Annotated in this window: 14 protein-coding genes; 12 read left to right on the top strand and 2 right to left on the bottom strand. The window is 36.2% G+C overall.

What is annotated here, in order from left to right; translation table 11 throughout:
* The first annotated feature begins 254 nt into the window (after positions 1-254).
* The 6 genes from AC4BC3_RS06720 (at position 255) to AC4BC3_RS06695 (ending at position 8007) form a co-directional block, all read left to right on the top strand.
* Positions 255-398, top strand: a complete 144-nt coding sequence (locus tag AC4BC3_RS06720; protein ID WP_490466108.1) for a DUF1048 domain-containing protein — start codon at positions 255-257, stop codon at positions 396-398.
* Positions 399-647: 249 nt separating this feature from the next.
* On the top strand, positions 648-1979 hold the full coding sequence (locus AC4BC3_RS06715; RefSeq protein ID WP_206898031.1) for a PTS sugar transporter subunit IIC: 1332 nt from the start codon (positions 648-650) through the stop codon (positions 1977-1979).
* The gene (locus AC4BC3_RS06710; RefSeq protein WP_490466107.1) at positions 1972-4266 is read left to right on the top strand and encodes a glycoside hydrolase family 3 N-terminal domain-containing protein; all 2295 of its coding nucleotides are present in this window, start codon (positions 1972-1974) and stop codon (positions 4264-4266) included. Before AC4BC3_RS06715 ends, AC4BC3_RS06710 begins: the two co-directional genes overlap by 8 nt.
* An 11-nt stretch (positions 4267-4277) precedes the next feature.
* A complete protein-coding gene (locus AC4BC3_RS06705; RefSeq protein WP_206908043.1) occupies positions 4278-5252 on the top strand; it encodes a LacI family DNA-binding transcriptional regulator in 975 nt (324 codons plus the stop codon).
* A gap of 234 nt (positions 5253-5486) precedes the next feature.
* Complete coding sequence (locus AC4BC3_RS06700; protein ID WP_490466106.1) at positions 5487-6719, top strand: multidrug effflux MFS transporter; 1233 nt, start codon at positions 5487-5489, stop codon at positions 6717-6719.
* A gap of 346 nt (positions 6720-7065) precedes the next feature.
* Positions 7066-8007, top strand: coding sequence for a dihydroorotate oxidase (locus AC4BC3_RS06695; RefSeq protein ID WP_206908040.1), 942 nt, complete (start codon positions 7066-7068; stop codon positions 8005-8007).
* Between the two features lie 48 nt (positions 8008-8055).
* Here AC4BC3_RS06695 and AC4BC3_RS06690 read toward each other — a convergent pair whose 3' ends face one another.
* Together AC4BC3_RS06690 and AC4BC3_RS06685 are read right to left on the bottom strand one after the other, a co-directional pair.
* Entirely contained in the window at positions 8056-9570 is a 1515-nt protein-coding gene (locus AC4BC3_RS06690) for a helix-turn-helix domain-containing protein (protein WP_490466105.1), read from the bottom strand.
* A gap of 411 nt (positions 9571-9981) precedes the next feature.
* Positions 9982-10893 carry an ArsR/SmtB family transcription factor gene (locus AC4BC3_RS06685; protein ID WP_490466104.1) on the bottom strand — a complete coding sequence of 304 codons (912 nt, stop codon included), beginning with the start codon at positions 10891-10893 and terminating at the stop codon, positions 9982-9984.
* Between the two features lie 251 nt (positions 10894-11144).
* Between AC4BC3_RS06685 and AC4BC3_RS06680 the strand changes: the two genes are divergently transcribed.
* The 6 genes from AC4BC3_RS06680 to AC4BC3_RS06655 are packed head-to-tail and all read left to right on the top strand — an operon-like array spanning position 11145 to position 18227.
* Positions 11145-12407, top strand: coding sequence for an extracellular solute-binding protein (locus AC4BC3_RS06680; protein ID WP_490466103.1), 1263 nt, complete (start codon positions 11145-11147; stop codon positions 12405-12407).
* Positions 12408-12455: 48 nt separating this feature from the next.
* On the top strand, positions 12456-13361 hold the full coding sequence (locus tag AC4BC3_RS06675; protein ID WP_490467298.1) for a carbohydrate ABC transporter permease: 906 nt from the start codon (positions 12456-12458) through the stop codon (positions 13359-13361).
* A gap of 11 nt (positions 13362-13372) precedes the next feature.
* On the top strand, positions 13373-14209 hold the full coding sequence (locus AC4BC3_RS06670; protein WP_206908027.1) for a carbohydrate ABC transporter permease: 837 nt from the start codon (positions 13373-13375) through the stop codon (positions 14207-14209).
* A 6-nt stretch (positions 14210-14215) separates the two neighbouring features.
* Positions 14216-14626, top strand: coding sequence for a hypothetical protein (locus AC4BC3_RS06665; protein WP_490466102.1), 411 nt, complete (start codon positions 14216-14218; stop codon positions 14624-14626).
* 15 nt (positions 14627-14641) lie between these two features.
* Positions 14642-16468 carry a glycoside hydrolase family 2 protein gene (locus AC4BC3_RS06660; protein ID WP_490466101.1) on the top strand — a complete coding sequence of 609 codons (1827 nt, stop codon included), beginning with the start codon at positions 14642-14644 and terminating at the stop codon, positions 16466-16468.
* Positions 16461-18227, top strand: coding sequence for a glycoside hydrolase family 2 protein (locus AC4BC3_RS06655; protein WP_206908022.1), 1767 nt, complete (start codon positions 16461-16463; stop codon positions 18225-18227). Before AC4BC3_RS06660 ends, AC4BC3_RS06655 begins: the two co-directional genes overlap by 8 nt.
* The last annotated feature ends 110 nt before the right edge of the window (positions 18228-18337 follow it).

Here is an 18337-nt window from a genome sequence, read left to right as displayed (position 1 = left end):
TTGAAATCAAGGGGGTGGTTTATGGCTACCTCTTTTTGTATACACTTTTTCCTCATAAAGGGAACGGAAAAAATGGAAAACTTAGCTGTTGAGTTAACAAATATTGAAAAATTATGTTGCTAAAAGCATCTTAACTATTGATGAATTAACGATTTCTCAAAATGAACGCATTGCGATTGTTGATAAGAACGGATTATCAATTTATTTTCAAAAAATCCAAAGGCATATGTGAAAATTTGTAACTGGTCTATGACATGATGGAAGTTCAATATGAATTGATTGATCTACTTGAAGAAGGCATAGTCAACAGGAAAAATTTTCTTGAAGTGACAAGGACAAGTGTGGCTGCTTTTTGCGATGAATTTTTGAAAAGAACAAAAATGAGAAGATTGGCTTGAAAATTTGAATCGTGAAATGAACAAAAGGTTATGTTGATTGATAATAGAAATAAAAAATCAATTATCGCAAATAAAACGGTCAAGAGTTTTTAATTCTTTTGACTGTTTTTTTGTACGATTTATTGCCTGAGCAAACAGTTATTTAACAAAAAAATGAATCCGCCTTCAAAAAAACTATTGCAAAAAAGAAAAGTCATGATATAGTGAAGTTGAACCGGTTCAACTTATTTAAATGGGGGAGATTTACTAATGAGTTTTGTAGACAAGTTATCTGAAAAGTTATTACCAATCGTTTCTAAGATGAACAGCCAGCGTCACTTACTTGCAATTCGGGACAGTTTTATCATTACGATGCCACTCGTGATGGCAGCCTCTGTCATGGTTTTATTGAATGCATTGATTTTTTCTAATGCTTTTGTCCAACAATGGATCGACTTAAGTTTTCTAGCCAACCTAGCTTCAATCGTCAATAATGGTACGATGAGCATTCTAGCGATTGTTGTGTGTTACAACATCGGCTGGAATTTAGCGAATCATTATATTCGATCTGGTGAAATGAATGATCCAGCATTTAGCGCAGTTCACGCGGGTGTGTTAAGTGTTGCTGTTATGTTTATTTTGATGCCGTTGAAAAGCAATGTTACTTTGGTGGACGGTAGTACAGCGGAAGCAACTGGTGTATTTTTACAAAGTTTGACTTCATCTTCTGGCTTAGCAACAGCGATGATTGCTTCAATTGTGGGGACAGAATTATTTATGAAGCTAGCAAAAATCAAGAAGTTAAAAATCAAAATGCCTGATGGTGTTCCACCGGCAGTTGCCACTTCATTCAATTCGTTAGTTCCTGAAACAGCAGTTATTCTTTTATTTGCTATTTTTGTTTTTCTACTGGATAAGTTTACTGGTCTTGATTTTCCAAGTTTGATTGAATTAGCCATTCAAACACCTTTAAAAGCCTTTGTCTTGTCTGTTCCTGGTATTTTATTTTTACAATTTTTCTCTGATTTCCTCTGGGTTTTTGGGATGCATGGTTCAAGTATTTTGGCTCCAATTCGCCAAGCACCACTATTACAATCGATTCAAGAAAACATGGATGCTTTTTCTGCTGGAAAAGAAATTCCTAATATTATCACCGAACCTTTTACGAATGCATTTGGATTGATTGGTGGTGGAGGTTGTATCTTACCATTGGTAATTGCGATTTTGTGGGTTTCAAAACGACAAGAACAGCGACAAATCGCTAAGTTTGGTTTGACAACGTGTTTGTTCAACATTACTGAACCTGTGATGTTTGGATTACCAGTCGTAATGAATCCAATCTACATGATTCCTTGTGCACTTATTCCATCTATCAATTTAGTTATTGCTTATGTTGCAACAAGTGTTGGCTTGATTGAAAAAACAGTTGCTGCAGCCCCATGGATCACACCACCAGTTATCCAATCATTTATTGCAACAGGTGGCGATGTTAAGGCAGCCATTTTGACAGTTTTATTGATTATTTTAGACGTCTTTTTATTTGTACCATTTGTATTAGCTGCAAATAAAGCAAGACAAGAAGGAGCGGGAGAACTTGGGTAATTATCCATATCAAAATGCACAGTTAACTATTCGCGAACGTGTAGAAGATTTAGTAGCACGAATGAACCTTAGCGAAAAAGTTGGGCAAGTCAATCAACATCTTTATGGATGGGAATGTTATGAAAAAAAACAAGAAACAATTGAATTAACCGAAAAATTTAAGAATCATGTCCAATGGGGTGGAGGAATCGGAGCGCTCTATGGGTTATTTCGTGCAGATCCTTGGTCAAAAGTCGATCACAAAAACGGCATTGCTGCAAAAGATAGCTGGAAAGTAGCAAATCAGGTTCAAGCATATGTGATTGATCATTCTAGATGGGGGATTCCTGCTTTGATTGTCGAAGAATGTCCTCATGGACACCAAGGACTTGAAAGCATTTCTTATCCTACGAATATCGGTCGTGGTAGCAGTTTCAATTTAGAGCTTGTTAAACAGACGAGTCACTTGATGGCAAAAGAATTAGCAGCAAAAGGTGTACATTTAGCTTTGGTTTCAACTTTGGATTTATTAAAAGATCCACGCTGGGGAAGGTCAGAAGAATGCTTTGGGGAAGATCCGATTCTTAGTGCGCGAATGAGTGAAGCAATCGTTGAAGGGTTTCAAGGGTCGTTGATTTCTGATAAAACAACTTTCTTAGATCAACGGGTGATGGACATTGATCGGTCGAAAGAACAAATTGGCGTAGTTTTAAAGCATTGTATTGCACAAGGAGAGGCTCTCGGGGGACATAATTCTGGAACTGTTCCAATTGGCAGACGAGAATTTGCAGATGTTTATACACCGCTATTGAAAAGTACACGTAATGCTGTTGGGGTAATGGCTGCGTACAATGATATTGATGGTGTGCCTTGTCATGTGAACCATGAATTGTTTGAACAAAACCTACGAGGAAAAATGGGTTTTCAAGGATTAGTCATGGCAGATGGGATTGCTCTAGATCGTCTGAATGATGTGTATGAAAGTCAAACAGAAGCGGCAGGTCATGCGTTAACTGCTGGGATTGATTTGAGTTTATGGGATGAAACTTACACTAGAATTGAAGAAGGTATTTTAGAAAATGTGATTGACGAAGCAATGCTTGATCGTGCTGTACGACGCATTTTGTCAATTAAATTTTTATTAGGGTTATTTGAAGATCCTTTTATCAAAGATCCAAAGAGCCAATGGAAAAAATTATGGACAGAATCAAGAGAACTAAATCAACAATTGGCGGAAGAAAGCATAGTTCTTACTAAAAACAATGGTGTCCTTCCGCTAAATCCAAACGGAAAAAAAATTGCAGTAATCGGACCAAATGCAGACAATTTATATCACTTGTTAGGTGACTATTCAGCCCCACAAACAGGAATGCAATTAGAAAAAACGATTTATCGCGAAATCAAAAAGTTGTTTTCTTCAGCAACTGTCACATATGCCGAAGGTTGCGAGATCCGAAATGAAGTGTCACAAGAAGCAAAAATCAAAGAAGCACTTCAACTAGCGAGAGGGGCTGATATAATTATCACTGTTTTAGGTGGATCAAGTGCGCGAAACTTTGACATGGAATTTTTACAAAATGGTGCGGTCTCATCCAAAGGGGTGAATATGGATTCTGGAGAAAACGTAGATGTCGCCTCGTTATCTTTAGGAGGCAAGCAAGAGGTTCTCTTGACTGAACTTGCGAAACTTGAAAAACCGCTTGTTTCAGTAATGATCCAAGGTCGTCCTTCTGACGTGTCTTTAGTTGAAGCAGTGTCTGATGCTGTTTTGATTGGTTGGTTTCCAGGGCAAGAAGGAGGAAAAGCAATTGCGAAGACATTACTTGGACAATCAAATCCGAGTGGTCGTTTAAGTATTACTTATCCTAGAAATAGTCAGCAGTTGCCGGTCTATTATTATCAGAGAGATGCCTCAAAACAAGAGGATTATTATGACCTAAGTGGCAGTCCACTACATGATTTTGGGGAAGGGTTAAGCTATACTCCATTTGTTTATTCAGCGCTTCAATGCAAAACAAATATTGACAAAATAACGGTATCCGTTAAAGTTAAAAATAAAGGATCGATTGCTGGCAAAGTCAGTTCACTTATATTTGTCAAACTTCTTGGAGGTTCCGTTATTCAGCGTAAAAAGATGCTTAAAGCTTTCAGCAAACACGAATTAAAAGCGCAGGAAGAAAAAACGGTGATGTTTGAGTTGTCTCCAGAAGATTTCCAATATTTAGGTGCAGACAACTGCTGGCATTTCGCCAAAAAAGCAAAAATCATGATTGATGATCAAGAGGCAGAAGTCAATTGTGATTGGTAGGAGTGGAAAAAATGGCATCAATTAGAGACGTTGCTCAACTTGCTGGTGTTTCAGTAGGAACAGTGTCGCGGTATTTGAATGGTCAACAATTAAGGCAGTCAAATGTTGAAAAAATCACTTCAGCGATTAAAGCTTTAGACTATAAAGAAAATATTATTGCCAAAGGTCTTAAAAATAATCGAAGTTTTTCCATTGGCTTACTGATGAATAGTATTTCCAGCCGATTTGGCTCTGAAGTTGTTTCTGGCATTGAAAAAGTTGCTGAAGCAAATGGCTATAGTATACTGCTTAGTGGTTTTTCGAAAAGTGAAAAACAAATGGATGAGAAAATTGATTATTTGTTGAAACACTCCATTGATGGATTGATTGTCTTTTTATCAAGTGAAGAATGGATCGACATGGAAAAATTAGCGCAAGTCAATGTTCCAATCGTCTCTTTGAATTATCCAGATCCATTGAATAATGCAGATGTCATTTTATTAAATGATCGTGAAAGTGTCTCAAAAGTGATCTCTGATTATATGGCTAAGGGACATCAAAAGATTGGTTATATCACTGCTCCACAAACAGATTACACAGCAAAAGAACGGCTGTTAGGCGCGAAAGATGCAATCGAAAATCAACCTACAGTAGAACTAGAGATATATGAAGGAGATTATACTAGAAGGAGTGGTTATCAAGGAACAAAAGAATTATTGGCGAAAAAGGTAACGGCACTTTTTGTCAGCAATTACAATATGTCTCTTGGTTCCTTAGAATGCTTTAATGAACAAGGTATTTCTGTAGGTAAAGATATTTTGTTTGGTCATTATGACTATTTATCTGAAGGCGAGCAAAGTATTTTACCACAAGTCACGATTAATCCACCCACAGAAAAAATTGGGGAGACAGCGGCAACGATCATCCTTGAACGAATCAAGGGGGCAACAGAAAACCTGCCATCTGAAAAGCAAACAATTATCTTGGATAATCAAATTTTAGGATGACTAATGAAAAATAATTAAAAAGTTTATTTCATAAAAAAATGAACAAACTAAGTAATTGTTGTCATATTAATGAAGAAAAACGTACGAGGTCAATCAGATCTCGACGTTTTTTATTTAAGGCAAAACATCTAAAATGAGTATTGTTCTCATTTTATTGAAAAAAGTGAAAATTTACTAGGTTTTTTATTGATATTTCCATTTTTCCATGCTATTTTCTTTTTGAGGTGAAAGGAAATGATTGAAAATAAAAAGAAAATATGGTGGTTATCTATCTTGCTTGGTACATTAAGCGCATATGGTCCCTTGCTACTTGATACTTATTTACCAGCTTTACCAGTGCTAGAAACAGATTTCGGGATCCCGACATCAATGGTTCAGTTAAGTTTGACCATGTGTTTAGCTGGACTCGCATTTGGACCATTATTTATTGGTGCAATTAGTGACCGCATTGGGCGGAAGAAGCCACTGTTGTGGGGTATTGGTATTTCTGTTATTGCCTGTTTATTATCAGTAACTGTAACAAATATTTGGTTATTTCTAGGATTACGATTGATTCAAGGAATTGCTAGCTCCACTGGGGTGGTTTTAACACGAGCAATTGCGAAAGACTTATTTTCTGGTACTCAATTGACTCGTTTCATTGCCATGTTGATGGCGATCAATGGTATCTTTCCGATTGTTTCTCCTTTACTGGGGAGTTTTTTCTTGAGTTATTTTTCTTGGCGCGGTATTTTTATTTTTCTTGCAGTAGTTGGTTTGTTATTATTTTTAGGCATTCTAATCGGGTTTAAGGAAACACATGAAGTTCAAGTGGTAACTGAAAAAGTCGAACAGAAAGCAGGATGGCAAGCAGTATTTAGTGATCGACCATTTATGATGTTCGTGCTGATCCAAGGGTTTGTTTATGCGGCGATGTTCTGTTATATCTCTGGTTCTTCCTTTATGTTACAAAATGTTTTTGGTTTGTCAGATAAAATGTTTAGTTTGATTTATGGAATCAATGGAATCGGGATCGTGGTTGCAGCAGAACTTGCTGGTGTGTTGTCGAAGAAAATGAGTAGCTTCCGTCAGTTAGGTTGGGGCGTGGGTCTTGGTTTTCTAGGAAGTATTTTGGTTATTATTAGTGGTATCCATACCAATCATTTGTGGCTTGCTTTGCTTGGTTTGTTGCTAGTTGTATCGACACTGGGATTAGTAAATGCAGTGGTAACAACAATGGCTATGGAAAGACAAGGCGAGCATGCTGGGATTGCCTCTTCCGTACTTGGATTAGGAATGTATGCAATCGGAATGGTTTTTACGCCGTTAGTAGGAATCATGGGAAGCAATACTTATTTACCTTTAGCTGTATTGATCTTTATTTCTGAAGCATGCGCCGTTATTTTATATAAAATGTTAGAAAAAGATATTTTTTTGAAAGAAAAAAAGAAATCATTCTTAAAAAAATTAGTTAAGAAAAGTAGTTGAGTGATTGAATGTAGAAAAGAGACTGGACAGTGTTCCAGTCTCTTTTGTGTAAAAAGATAGGTTTTATGGTAAGTGAAAACGTCTAAAATGTGGATAGAATATTTTTATCTATGGGGACTCTTTTTCTTCATCTGTTACATATTGATACGTATTGAAACAAATAAGGTTGGTTGCGTGAAGACGAGTGCTCATCATTAGTAGGATTAACAATATCCTTGTCAAAATAAACTTTATTCTTTTAAAAGGCGAACATTACTTAGTTAGTTTGAAAAAAACTAAGTTTTTTTATTGATTTTCTAGTTGAAAATGCTAAACTAGATAAAATGCCTTTGAAGGAGCGATTATCTTGAATTTAGAAATGACCTTTGCCAACCATACTTTTGCTAATCCGTTTATGAATGCGTCTGGTGTTCATTGTATAACGGTGCAAGAAATGCATGAACTAGCAAGCTCAGATGCTGGTGCGATGATTACTAAGAGTTGTACGATTCCAGAGCGTGCAGGAAATCCCGAACCACGTTACTATGATGTAGCGTTAGGAAGTATCAATTCGATGGGGTTACCTAACTTAGGTTTTGCTTATTATTTAGATTACGCACTTCAATATGAAAAAGAAAATCCGGCTGCTGCTCCGTTATTTTTCTCAATTGCAGGAATGAGTGTAGCAGAGAACTTAGAAATGTTAGAAATGATCGAAAAAAGTGATTTTCGTGGAATTACAGAATTAAACCTTTCTTGTCCTAATGTTCCAGGAAAACCACAACTTGCTTATGATTTTGATGCAACTTTTGAAACACTTAAACAAGCATTTGCCATCTTTACTAAACCTTTGGGCGTGAAATTACCACCATATTTTGATTTTGCTCATTTCGATGCGATGGCAGATATCTTGAATCAATTTCCGTTGACTTATGTGAATGCCGTCAATAGTGTAGGAAACGGATTATATATTGATCCTCAAAGTGATACAGTAGTAATCAAACCGAAGGATGGTTTTGGTGGAATTGGGGGCGAGTATATCAAGCCGACAGCTTTAGCAAATGTACGTGCTTTTTATACACGATTAAAACCTGAAATCCAAATTATTGGAACTGGTGGGATTTGTAACGGTCAAGATGCCTTTGAGCACTTATTATGTGGTGCAAGCATGCTCCAAATTGGAACGCAGTTGCACAAGGAAGGACCAGAAATCTTTACTAGAATCATCAAAGAATTGGCAGAAATTATGGAAACAAAAGGGTATCAATCAATTAGCGAATTTCAAGGGAAATTACGGACCATTTCTTAAAAACAACAAAAAGCGTGAGACAGTAGCTGTCTCACGCTTTTTGTTGTTTTAATCGCTTTTTTTTGTTAATTTTTTTTGTGGAGAATGTTTCATTAGCAACACACGTAACGCATCAACGTCCATATTCGTTTTGAAATCATTTGTAATATAAAGGTCTTTGTAATGGAAGTCGCAAAGAGAGAGAGTCGAATTAGTAATCAAAATATCGTAATTTTTCCCGCGTTCAGCGATTTCACAGGTAATAAAAAAATGATTGTCAAATTCTGTTTTAACAGTTTCGACCATGATATTACTGTGAAGATAATCATCGCTAGAGTGAACGCCAATGGTAATTTGACTTGTCGAAAAGCGTTTCATTTGATTGATAAAATAGAGATAAATACGTGTGACTAATTCCTTTGTTTCATAGAGCAATGGTTGATTTACTAACTGTTCAGCTTCATCAAGAATTTGTTGTGTAAGTTCAAAATTAGGGATAAATACCGTTGCTTTTATCAGTCTTTCAGAAAGAATTTTTTCATCGAGAAAGCTAATATTTCCTTTAAAATATAAAAGTGATCCATGCACTTGGGTTAAATAATATTTCCAATTGATAATGAACGTTTCATCGATATTTTTGGAATCGATTTGATAAGCAGTACGAACCTTATCCACGACCAATTCATTCAACAAAATGATTTGTGGATTGTTTGTCGGCCAATAGTGATCGTCACTCAGTGTTTTTGAATTAGGGGGCAAAATCGACATAGACGAAATAAATAAATAGAGATAAATTGCGTTATGTGCTGAACCAAAAACAGCAGAATGGCTAAGGGAAAGAAAGTAGGCATCTCTGATGATTTCGTAAATCGAATCCTCTTTTTGAAAATCAAATAGCATCTGTATTGTTGGATTGGAATCGATAGTCGGCTGTTTCACAATTCGCGTTTTAAGAATACGAATCCAAAGATATAGTTTTAGCTTCGCTTCACTTGTGAAATTCTGTTCTAACTTCATTTCTAAATAATCAACAAATCGTAGACTACTATGGTCATTTGTTCTCTTTTCTAATTGGTCTAGTGGCACAGCCACCCAAAATAACTGGAAAAAGAAATAACAAATTTGTAACTCGTCACCAATGATCGTTCCTTTACGTATCTGGATATCAAATTCTTTGATTTCACTGTTTAACTTTTTTAACTGTCGATAGATAGCTGCTTCGCTTAAAGAAACACTGCGACTTAATTCAACAATTGAATAATTAGGATGACGATAAAGGTAAATCAAGATTTGGTATCCAACAGAATCTTCCAGATAATAATAATAAAATTTGTCTAAGCTAGTGTGATTGTCTTTTTGCAGGGTGATATGATCTTGCGTTTTGTCGTATTTAAGGGATAATCCGATATCTAGTTGATCAAGGATGTTGCTGACTTCTTTGATATTTGTTTCAAAAAGAAAGCGAGTTAATGATAGTTCTTCTATCATTGCTGTGATATTTGTTTTTGTGTTATAGTCCATTAAAAAGTGGACCATTGAGATTTGAATACGACTATTTTTATCCAATAAATTCAAAAGATTCAAAATCAACACCTGCTTTACACAATTTTAAAAGAGAAATACTTCATTTATAAGCGCATTATAAAATCTGAAAATAACAATACATTTGGCAGAGATAGTATAGACAATTATAGCATCAATTCAAAAAAAGCAAAGAGTATTTTCTGTTGGTCAAAATGTTTTTTTCTTCACAATGAATATAATCAACGAATAAAAATCAAAAGGAGACTGGAACAAAATAAATTCCAGTCTTTTTTGTGTTTTTGATCTAGTTTTAAAAGAAAAGACGAATGAAAATCATTTGAGAAAGTAGGTGAATCTTATTTTAAGTTTGAACTTGCTGAATATTCATTTCTATATTGGTCAGCTTCTTTTGTTAAAGAAGAAAAAGGACATTTTTGAGTTTATCTTGGCCTTCAAACTTAATTTCTTCATCTATTTTTTCAAATAATAAGTAGTAATCAAAATATCTTGCTTATGATTGCCAAAACCAGTGCCGAACAGGGTCAATCCTCCTTGATGCTTAGCATCGTCTTCAACGGAAAAACGTAATTTGATAAAAGGTAGCTCATGCAGTTTCAAATCCCCGATTGTGATATCTGAATAAGCCTCGCCATCGATTCCCGTATCTAATTTATTGATACGAAGATGCTTCAAAAGACCATATTGACTAAAGCTATCATTCCACCATTCTGGTGTATAACGTCCACGAATATCTGAAAAATTTCCAGGAACAGTGTAGATGGCAACTTTGACATCATTAACATAGATGGAGATATCACTTGGCCAAACGTTATTTGACAATGGGAATTCTGAAGCAATTTCAAAACTGATTTCAAGCATTTCAGGTGTTTCGTTTTCTTGTAATAAATTTGGGATCTTATACTCAACAAATCCGCTGCTGAACCATAATAATGCGGCATCTACACGTTTTGCATCCATAAAATATTTTGGATCATCCGCTTTACCCACAACATCTTCAGTAGTAGCTAATCCACAAGTTGGTTTGACGGAAAAATCAGTAAAATGTCCCAGTTTCAGGTTAGTAGAATAACGTTGAAATTCCTGGTAAATTTTTTCTGGGAAACGAATATTGATATCGTCAACTTTTAGGTAGACCATTTTTTTGTTTCGATTGGCACCGACGCCACGCTCAGAATGGATCAAACCAGCATCTTCCATTTTTTGAATATGTCTAGTGGTGATTGCATTACTAATTTCCAAATGTTTTGCAATTTCTCCAACGCTTTTTTTCTCGCTTCCGATAAATGTTAAAATTTCTAAGCGAGTAGCACTAGCGAGACATTCAAAAACAGGTAAAGAACGTTTATCTAAAGAAAGTTCCATAATTTTTCATCTCCTATTTAACTAAAAAGTTAACAGCCTGACTCTCAATATGATTATATCCTAACATCCGTTTAACTGTATAGTTGTTTTTGATAAACGTTGACAAAATAATGTTGACTGCGCTTACATACGATGCTAATTTAACAATGTACTATTTGTTCAAAATAAAAAAATACTAAAAAGTTAATTACTTGAAAAATGATTATCGTTGGAAATTAACTATTTAGTAAAATTGAGAGAGGGACAGGAAAATGAAAAAATTATTAGGTATGGCATTGGTAACGGGTGCTTGTTTGATGGCATTAACAGCATGTGGCAACACTGAAAGTACAGGATCAACCAGTGAAAAAGAAATCGTTTTTTGGAATCCATTTACAGGAGCAGATAGTTCAAATGTTAAGGCAATGATTGATGAGTACAACAAAACTGATCCTGAATATAAAATCAAAAATGTCTCATTAAAAGAAACAGATATGTATACCAAAATTCCAACTGTTGTTAACTCAGGAAAAAATATCCCAGATCTAAACATTGTTCACGCAGAACGGATCAAACAATATAAAGACAATGACATGCTAGAAAATTATGATGATATTTTGGCTGATTTTCCTGAAATCAAAGCTGAAAATTATGTAACTGAGGCATGGAACTTAGGTGAACTGGATGGGACTCGTTATAGCTTGCCACTTGATATTCATAACTGGGGAACTTATTACAATAAAGAGTTGCTTGAAAAATATGCGCCTAATGCGCTGGATGACAATATCCTAACCTTTGATGAAATCAAAGAGGCAGGTGAAAAAGCAAAGGCTGATGATATTCGAGGTGTAGCTGTTACTTGGATGAAACCCAATTATTTATCAACATTCAAACAAGCAGGTGGCGAATTAACGGAAGATGGAACTGCTCCTACCTTAGATACACCAGCTGCGAAGGAAGCAATGAATGCATGGGCAGATTTATATCAAGCTGGGGTGACAACAAAAGATGGGGAAGATCCAACACAATTATACTTAGCTGGGAAACTCCTCTTTTTCCCAGAAGGCATTTGGCTACAAAATAATATCAAAGATGCAAAATTTGACTGGGGATTGACTAATTCACCACAACTAACAGATGATGCAAGCAAAATAGTGAATTGGGCATCTTCACATCAATTTGTTATGTTCAAGAATAAAGATCGTTCTGCTGAGAAGACCAAAGGAATCATGGAATTCATCAATTGGTTACGGACGAATTCCCTTGAATGGGCGAAAGCCGGCCAAAACCCAGCGACATTAGCAATTTTAGAGAATGAAGAATATCAAAAAATGCCACAATCATTCTTTATTGAAACACCTGAACAACAAGCAACACTTTCGATCTTTGATTACAAATACAATGGTTACGTTTCAGAATATATTGATGCGCATGGTTTTGATACAGTCTTTGGGAAACAGTCAGTAGCTGATTTCACAAAAGGAATGCAAAAGGAAGTTGTCGATAAAATTGCCAAAGATAGTTCCAATAAATAACTTTTAATCACAACGTATCTTGATTTAGGAAAGGATTGTGCAGGTATGATGACTTCTACAGAAACGATGTCAGCTACAGACAAGGTGACCAAGAAAAAGAGATGGTTGCCTTGGGTATTTTTGGCCCCACATTTGACGATTTTTACAATTTTTTTCTTGTTACCAGTGATTTTTGGTTTGTACATTTCTTTGACAGATTGGGATTTGTTCAACTCACCAACTTTTGTAGGTTTAGCTAATTACCAAGATCTCTTGTTTAATGAACAGTCTACTTTTTATGAACAGTTACGGATTGGATTAAAAAATACATTTCTATTTGTGCTATTTTCGGTGCCCTGCTGTATTCTTGTTCCGTTGATTTTAGCAGCAGCATTAAATACGAAACCCAAATTAGCAAAAATATTTCAATCACTGTTTTATTTACCTTCACTTTTTGCTATTTCTGCCGTAGTGATCATCTGGACATTAATTTTTAATGTCAATTATGGCCCAATCAATACGATTTTACAATCGGACATTCCTTGGACCGGAACACAGCCCTATGCTTGGATCGCGTTAGTGGTTATAACGGTTTGGTGGACGATCGGGGGGAATATGATTATCTATCAAGCAGCATTAAATGGCATTTCAAAGGATTTTTATGAAGCAGCCGATATTGATGGCGCTACGACATTACAAAAATTTTTTAAGATTACTTTGCCAGCAATTAGAGGACAGATTTTATATACCGTAGTAATGACAACGATTGCACAGTTTAATGTTTATGGACAACCATTAATGTTGACGGGGGGAGGCCCCAATAATTCAACGCGGGTCTTATTGATGTACATCCAACAAAATGCTTTTGGTTCAGGGCAATCAATTGCTGGGATGGCATCTGCTATGGCAGTCATCTTAGGTCTTTGTATCATGGTAGTTTCTGCTATCCAATTTAAATTGTTGCGAAAAGAGTAGGGGGAGACAAGATGAAGAAAAAGTCAATGTCTAAAGTAATCGCATGTTGCTTTTTACTCGTGATGGGAGTTATCTGGATGATTCCATTACTGTACGGCGTGTTAACATCGTTTAAATCAGAAATGGAACTAATGACAGCAGGGTTTAAGTTATTACCAATTGAATGGGTATTGACGAACTACACAGAACTTTTAGTGAACAATTCAAGCACACCATTGGTTAAGTGGTTCTTTAATTCATTATTCATCTCTGTGTCACATACTCTATTAGTTTTAGTAGTCGTCTCATTTTCGGCATTTGCCTACAGCCGTTTAAGTTTTAGAGGGAAAAATGGACTTTTTTCCTTTTTGTTAGCAACGATGATGTTTCCAAGTGTGGTGAATTTGATTCCGTTATACAAAATCGTTGATATTTTAGGCTGGGTCAATACGCCACTTGCGATGATTGTGCCTGGAGCAGCTGGTGTATTCAATATTTTTTTAGTGAAACAGTTCATGGATAATATTCCAAAAGATTTTGATGAAGCTGCACAGATTGATGGTGCGAGCGAGTGGACGATTTTCCGTAGAATTATTTTACCTTTGATCAAACCAGTGTTATTAGTAGTAGCGTTATTTGCCTTCACGGGTTCTTGGAATGACTTTTTGTGGCCATCCATCGTATTTAATGATATCGAAAAAATGCCGATTACTTCAGGATTACAACTTTTACAAGGTATGTATCAAGCACAACCGACTTTGTTGATGGCTGGCGCGTTAGTGGCAATTATTCCGACTTTTGTTTTGTACCTATTTGCTCAAAAATATTTTTTACAGTCGATGTCTTTATCAGCTGGTGTGAAAGGATAGGAAAAAATGGAACGAAAAAGAGAACGACAATTGATTCGAATCATGGGAATCTGGCAAATCCTTGACGGCGTGTTAACAATTGGAATCTATGGCTTCTATCAGCAGCAAATCTTTTCTGGTATGGTCGAAAGTAATTTAGCACAATTGCATGCAATTGATGCATTGTTTGGAAATGTTTTCTTGTTTGTCTGCACATTTGGTACGTTATTGATAGGTTTAGGTTTGGCAAATTTGGTCGTTAGCCAACGATATGTAAAAGACAATCAGGTGAATATAAAAATAGGTGTGTATTTATTAGTTCAAGGATTATTTTCTTATTTGATTTTAGACATCATTAGTCTAGCGTTAGGAATGACAGCAGGAATTATTTTACTTGCTAGAAATAAGGGAATTAAATTGAACCTTCAAAAATCTTAGTTGGGAGTTAAAAATATGATGCGTGAAGAGTATCCTCGTCCGCAATTTGTCCGTGAACAGTTTGTCAATTTGAACGGGGTCTGGTCATTTGCTTTTGATGATGAAAATGTTGGAATAAAAGAAAGGTGGTATTGTAAACCTGAAAAACTGAATCAAAAAATTGAAGTACCATTTGTTTATCAATCAGAGTTGAGTGGAATCAAACAACGTCAGGTTCATGATGTTGTTTGGTATCAGCGAACATTTTCCTGGGAAAAACAGGAATTAAAAAAATATTTCTTACATTTTGGCGCAGTGGATTATCGAGCAGATGTTTACGTCAATGGTTGTTATGTAGGAAATCATACTGGTGGACAAACATCCTTTTCATTTGATATTACTGACTTTTTAATAACAGGAGAGCAAAACTTAGTTGTTCGCGCTTGGGATCCTCATGAGGATGAAACGATTCCTAGAGGCAAACAATTTTGGGAACCCGAATCTAGGGGAATCTGGTATACAAATAGTACAGGGATCTGGCAAACAGTCTGGTTAGAAGAGGTATCAGAAAAACATCTTGAAAAAGTTGAATTAACACCAGATATTGACCAAGGAAATGTCTGTTTTGCACTAACCGTGTCTGCTGCGGCTGTAGGTCAAACCTTGCGCTACCAAATTACATTTAAAGGTGTCGTGATTTGCGAAGATCAGCTGACCCTCTTTTCAACTTTTACCAAACGTTGGATCGATATTTATAATCAAAATATTTTTCGGACCAACTTTCATGACCAAGGATGGACTTGGTCACCTGAAAACCCAAATCTATTTGATATTCGTTTTGAATTAGTTGAAAGCGAAGAAGTATTAGATCGAGTAACAAGTTATTTTGGTATGCGTAAGATTCATGTTGAAAATGGAATGATTTTCTTAAATAATCAACCCTATTATCAAAAGCTAGTATTGGATCAAGGCTATTGGCCTATGGGATTACTAACAGCTCCCAATGATGAAGCCTTCATCAAGGATATCGAATTGGCGAAGGCAATGGGATTCAACGGTTGTCGGAAGCATCAAAAAGTGGAAGATCCACGGTTTCTATATTGGGCGGATCAGTTAGGGTTCATTGTTTGGGGAGAATGTGCGGCTGCACCTGTTTATACTTTAGATGCAGTTTCTAGGCTGACAAAAGAGTGGATAGAAATTATTGAGCGCGATTATAATCATCCATCAATCGTAACATGGGTTCCGTTAAATGAAAGCTGGGGTGTTCCCGAGATTCATCTGAACACACAGCAACAAAGCTTTTCTAAAAGTATCTACAACTTTTTACATGCGTTAGATGCAACTCGATTAGTTATTTCTAACGATGGTTGGGAAATGACCGAAACGGATATTTGTGCGATTCACAATTATAATCATGGTGAGGAAAATGAAACGGAAAAGTACAATCACTTCAAACGAAGTTTAGCAAGTGTTGAGGGACTAATTAATCATCCACCAGGAAAATGGGCAATTTTTGCTCAAGGATTTACGTATCAGAACCAACCGATTTTGTTAACTGAATTCGGAGGAATCGGCTATCAAGTCCAAAGTCAAGGAGGGTGGGGCTATACCTCTGTAAATGATGACACACAATTTCTTGCTGATTATGGTCGGATAATGCGAGCAGTTTATGAGTCTAAAGCATTGTGGGGTTATTGTTATACGCAATTAACAGATGTAGAACAAGAAATAAACGGCTTGCTTACCTATGACCGACAAGCGAAAGTTCCTTTAGAACAAATCAAGGAAATCAACAATCAGTATCATCCAGAACGGGTTTTTATCAAAAATCAATGGAGAAAAGAGGCAGAATATGAATAATCTTCGACGAGAGCATCCACGTCCGCAATTCATTCGAAAAAATTGGACTTTACTCGATGGCACTTGGGCATTTCAATTTGATGACGAGAATCAAGGGATAAAACAACAATGGTATCAAGGGGTCCCCAATACAGTTCCAATTACAGTTCCTTTTACTTATGAAACAGAATTGAGTGGAATCAATGATCCTTCCCATCATTCCGTTGTATGGTATGAGAAGAAAATCGTTTTGGAGGAACAGAAAAAATACACCTTACTATTTGAGGGTGTTGATTATTTTAGCCAAATTTGGTTGAATGGCAAACAAATCGGGACACATCAAGGAGCGTATGAACGTTTTGAATTTGATTTAACGGAAGCTTTGCCCGGTGAAAATCATTTGGTGATTCGTGTGGAAGATTCACTTGCGGAAGACCAGCCACGAGGAAAGCAACGATGGTTAACAGATAACTTTGGTTGCTGGTATGTACAAACAACGGGAATTTGGAAATCAGTTTGGTTAGAGGAACAGCAGTCAGACATCCGATTGGCGTCAGTTAAAATGACGCCTGATTTAATAAATGATCAGATAATTTTTGAGCCACTTGTTAAAGAAGGGGCGACTTATCCAAAACAAAGTTACTTATTTGAAGCGGACGTTTCATTTGCTGGACAATCCGTTAGTTCATATCGAGGATTACTGACTCATTCACTCAATCCGATTTCATTGCAAACAAAGCTCAAAGAAGATGGTTGCTGGGGGACGAAAGTCTGGTCACCAGAATCACCACATTTATACGATGTTACTTTCCGTCTTTTCACTGAATCAGGTGAATTATTGGATGAAGTATCTAGCTACTTTGGGATGCGTGATATTTCTATTAAAAAAGGACAAGTTTTGTTGAATCATCATCAGCTTTATCAACGATTGATTTTGGATCAGGGCTATTGGAAAGAATCAGGAATCACACCACCTTCGCTTGAAGCGCTGGAAGTAGATCTTGATTGGATTATAGAAATGGGTTACAACGGGTTAAGAAAACACCAAAAGATCGAAGATGAACGATTTTTATATCTATGTGATGAAAAAGGTTTGTTAGTTTGGTCTGAGATGGCATCCACTTATCTGTTTAATGATCAAGCCATGGAGCGCTTTGTCGATGAGTGGCAAGCGATCATCCGTCAAAATTATAATCATCCATCAATTATTACTTGGGTACCGTTTAACGAGTCTTGGGGAATCAAAGGAATCGAACACGATCAACGACAGCAGCACTTTACTGAAAGCATCTATTATTTGACGAAATCATTTGATAAGCAACGACCAGTAATCACAAATGATGGCTGGGTTCATACGATCTCTGATATTTTGACATTACACGATTATGAAGAATATGGGGAACGTTTCAAAATGCGTTATGAAAATAAAAAGGATTTTGTAACCAATGAATACCAGTTTAATCAAGATTTTTATGCCTTCGCTGATGGATATCATTACCAAGACCAGCCGATTATTATTTCTGAATTTGGCGGTATTGCTTTTACAACTGAAAAGGCAGAGGATTGGGGTTATGGACATCAAGTAAGAGATGAAGAACAATTTCTGACGCGCTTTGATGCGATCCATCAGGCGATTCAGGACTTACCATTTATTACAGGTTACTGTTATACGCAGTTGACTGATGTTGAGCAAGAGGTGAATGGTTTATTGACAACAGACCGAAAACCAAAAGTTGATCTAGCTAAAGTGAAAGAAATAAATATGAGAAGAGTAAAATAAGTCAAAATAGTTACGAATAAAAGTTGGGCTTAGTCGCAGATAAAAGTGACGTCCAACTTTTTTATTGTTTAAAAGTTTGTGTATAAATGTGCAAGCGTATTCATTGTTTT

Source organism: Enterococcus sp. AAFC-DPL-6103, assembly GCF_058216595.1.
Note: the sequence above shows the minus strand (reverse complement) of the source record. Positions and strands in the feature narration are given on the sequence as shown.

Bases quoted from the DNA above. Each gene is read 5' to 3' on its own strand.
- AC4BC3_RS06655 (WP_206908022.1), top strand. From the start codon at position 16,461: ATGAATAATCTTCGACGAGAGCATCCACGTCCGCAATTCATTCGAAAA.
- AC4BC3_RS06700 (WP_490466106.1), top strand. From the start codon at position 5,487: ATGATTGAAAATAAAAAGAAAATATGGTGGTTATCTATCTTGCTTGGT.
- AC4BC3_RS06715 (WP_206898031.1), top strand. From the start codon at position 648: ATGAGTTTTGTAGACAAGTTATCTGAAAAGTTATTACCAATCGTTTCT.
- AC4BC3_RS06670 (WP_206908027.1), top strand. From the start codon at position 13,373: ATGAAGAAAAAGTCAATGTCTAAAGTAATCGCATGTTGCTTTTTACTC.
- AC4BC3_RS06665 (WP_490466102.1), top strand. From the start codon at position 14,216: ATGGAACGAAAAAGAGAACGACAATTGATTCGAATCATGGGAATCTGG.
- AC4BC3_RS06675 (WP_490467298.1), top strand. From the start codon at position 12,456: ATGACTTCTACAGAAACGATGTCAGCTACAGACAAGGTGACCAAGAAA.
- AC4BC3_RS06705 (WP_206908043.1), top strand. From the start codon at position 4,278: ATGGCATCAATTAGAGACGTTGCTCAACTTGCTGGTGTTTCAGTAGGA.
- AC4BC3_RS06720 (WP_490466108.1), top strand. From the start codon at position 255: ATGATGGAAGTTCAATATGAATTGATTGATCTACTTGAAGAAGGCATA.
- AC4BC3_RS06685 (WP_490466104.1), bottom strand. From the start codon at position 10,893: ATGGAACTTTCTTTAGATAAACGTTCTTTACCTGTTTTTGAATGTCTC.
- AC4BC3_RS06680 (WP_490466103.1), top strand. From the start codon at position 11,145: ATGAAAAAATTATTAGGTATGGCATTGGTAACGGGTGCTTGTTTGATG.
- AC4BC3_RS06660 (WP_490466101.1), top strand. From the start codon at position 14,642: ATGATGCGTGAAGAGTATCCTCGTCCGCAATTTGTCCGTGAACAGTTT.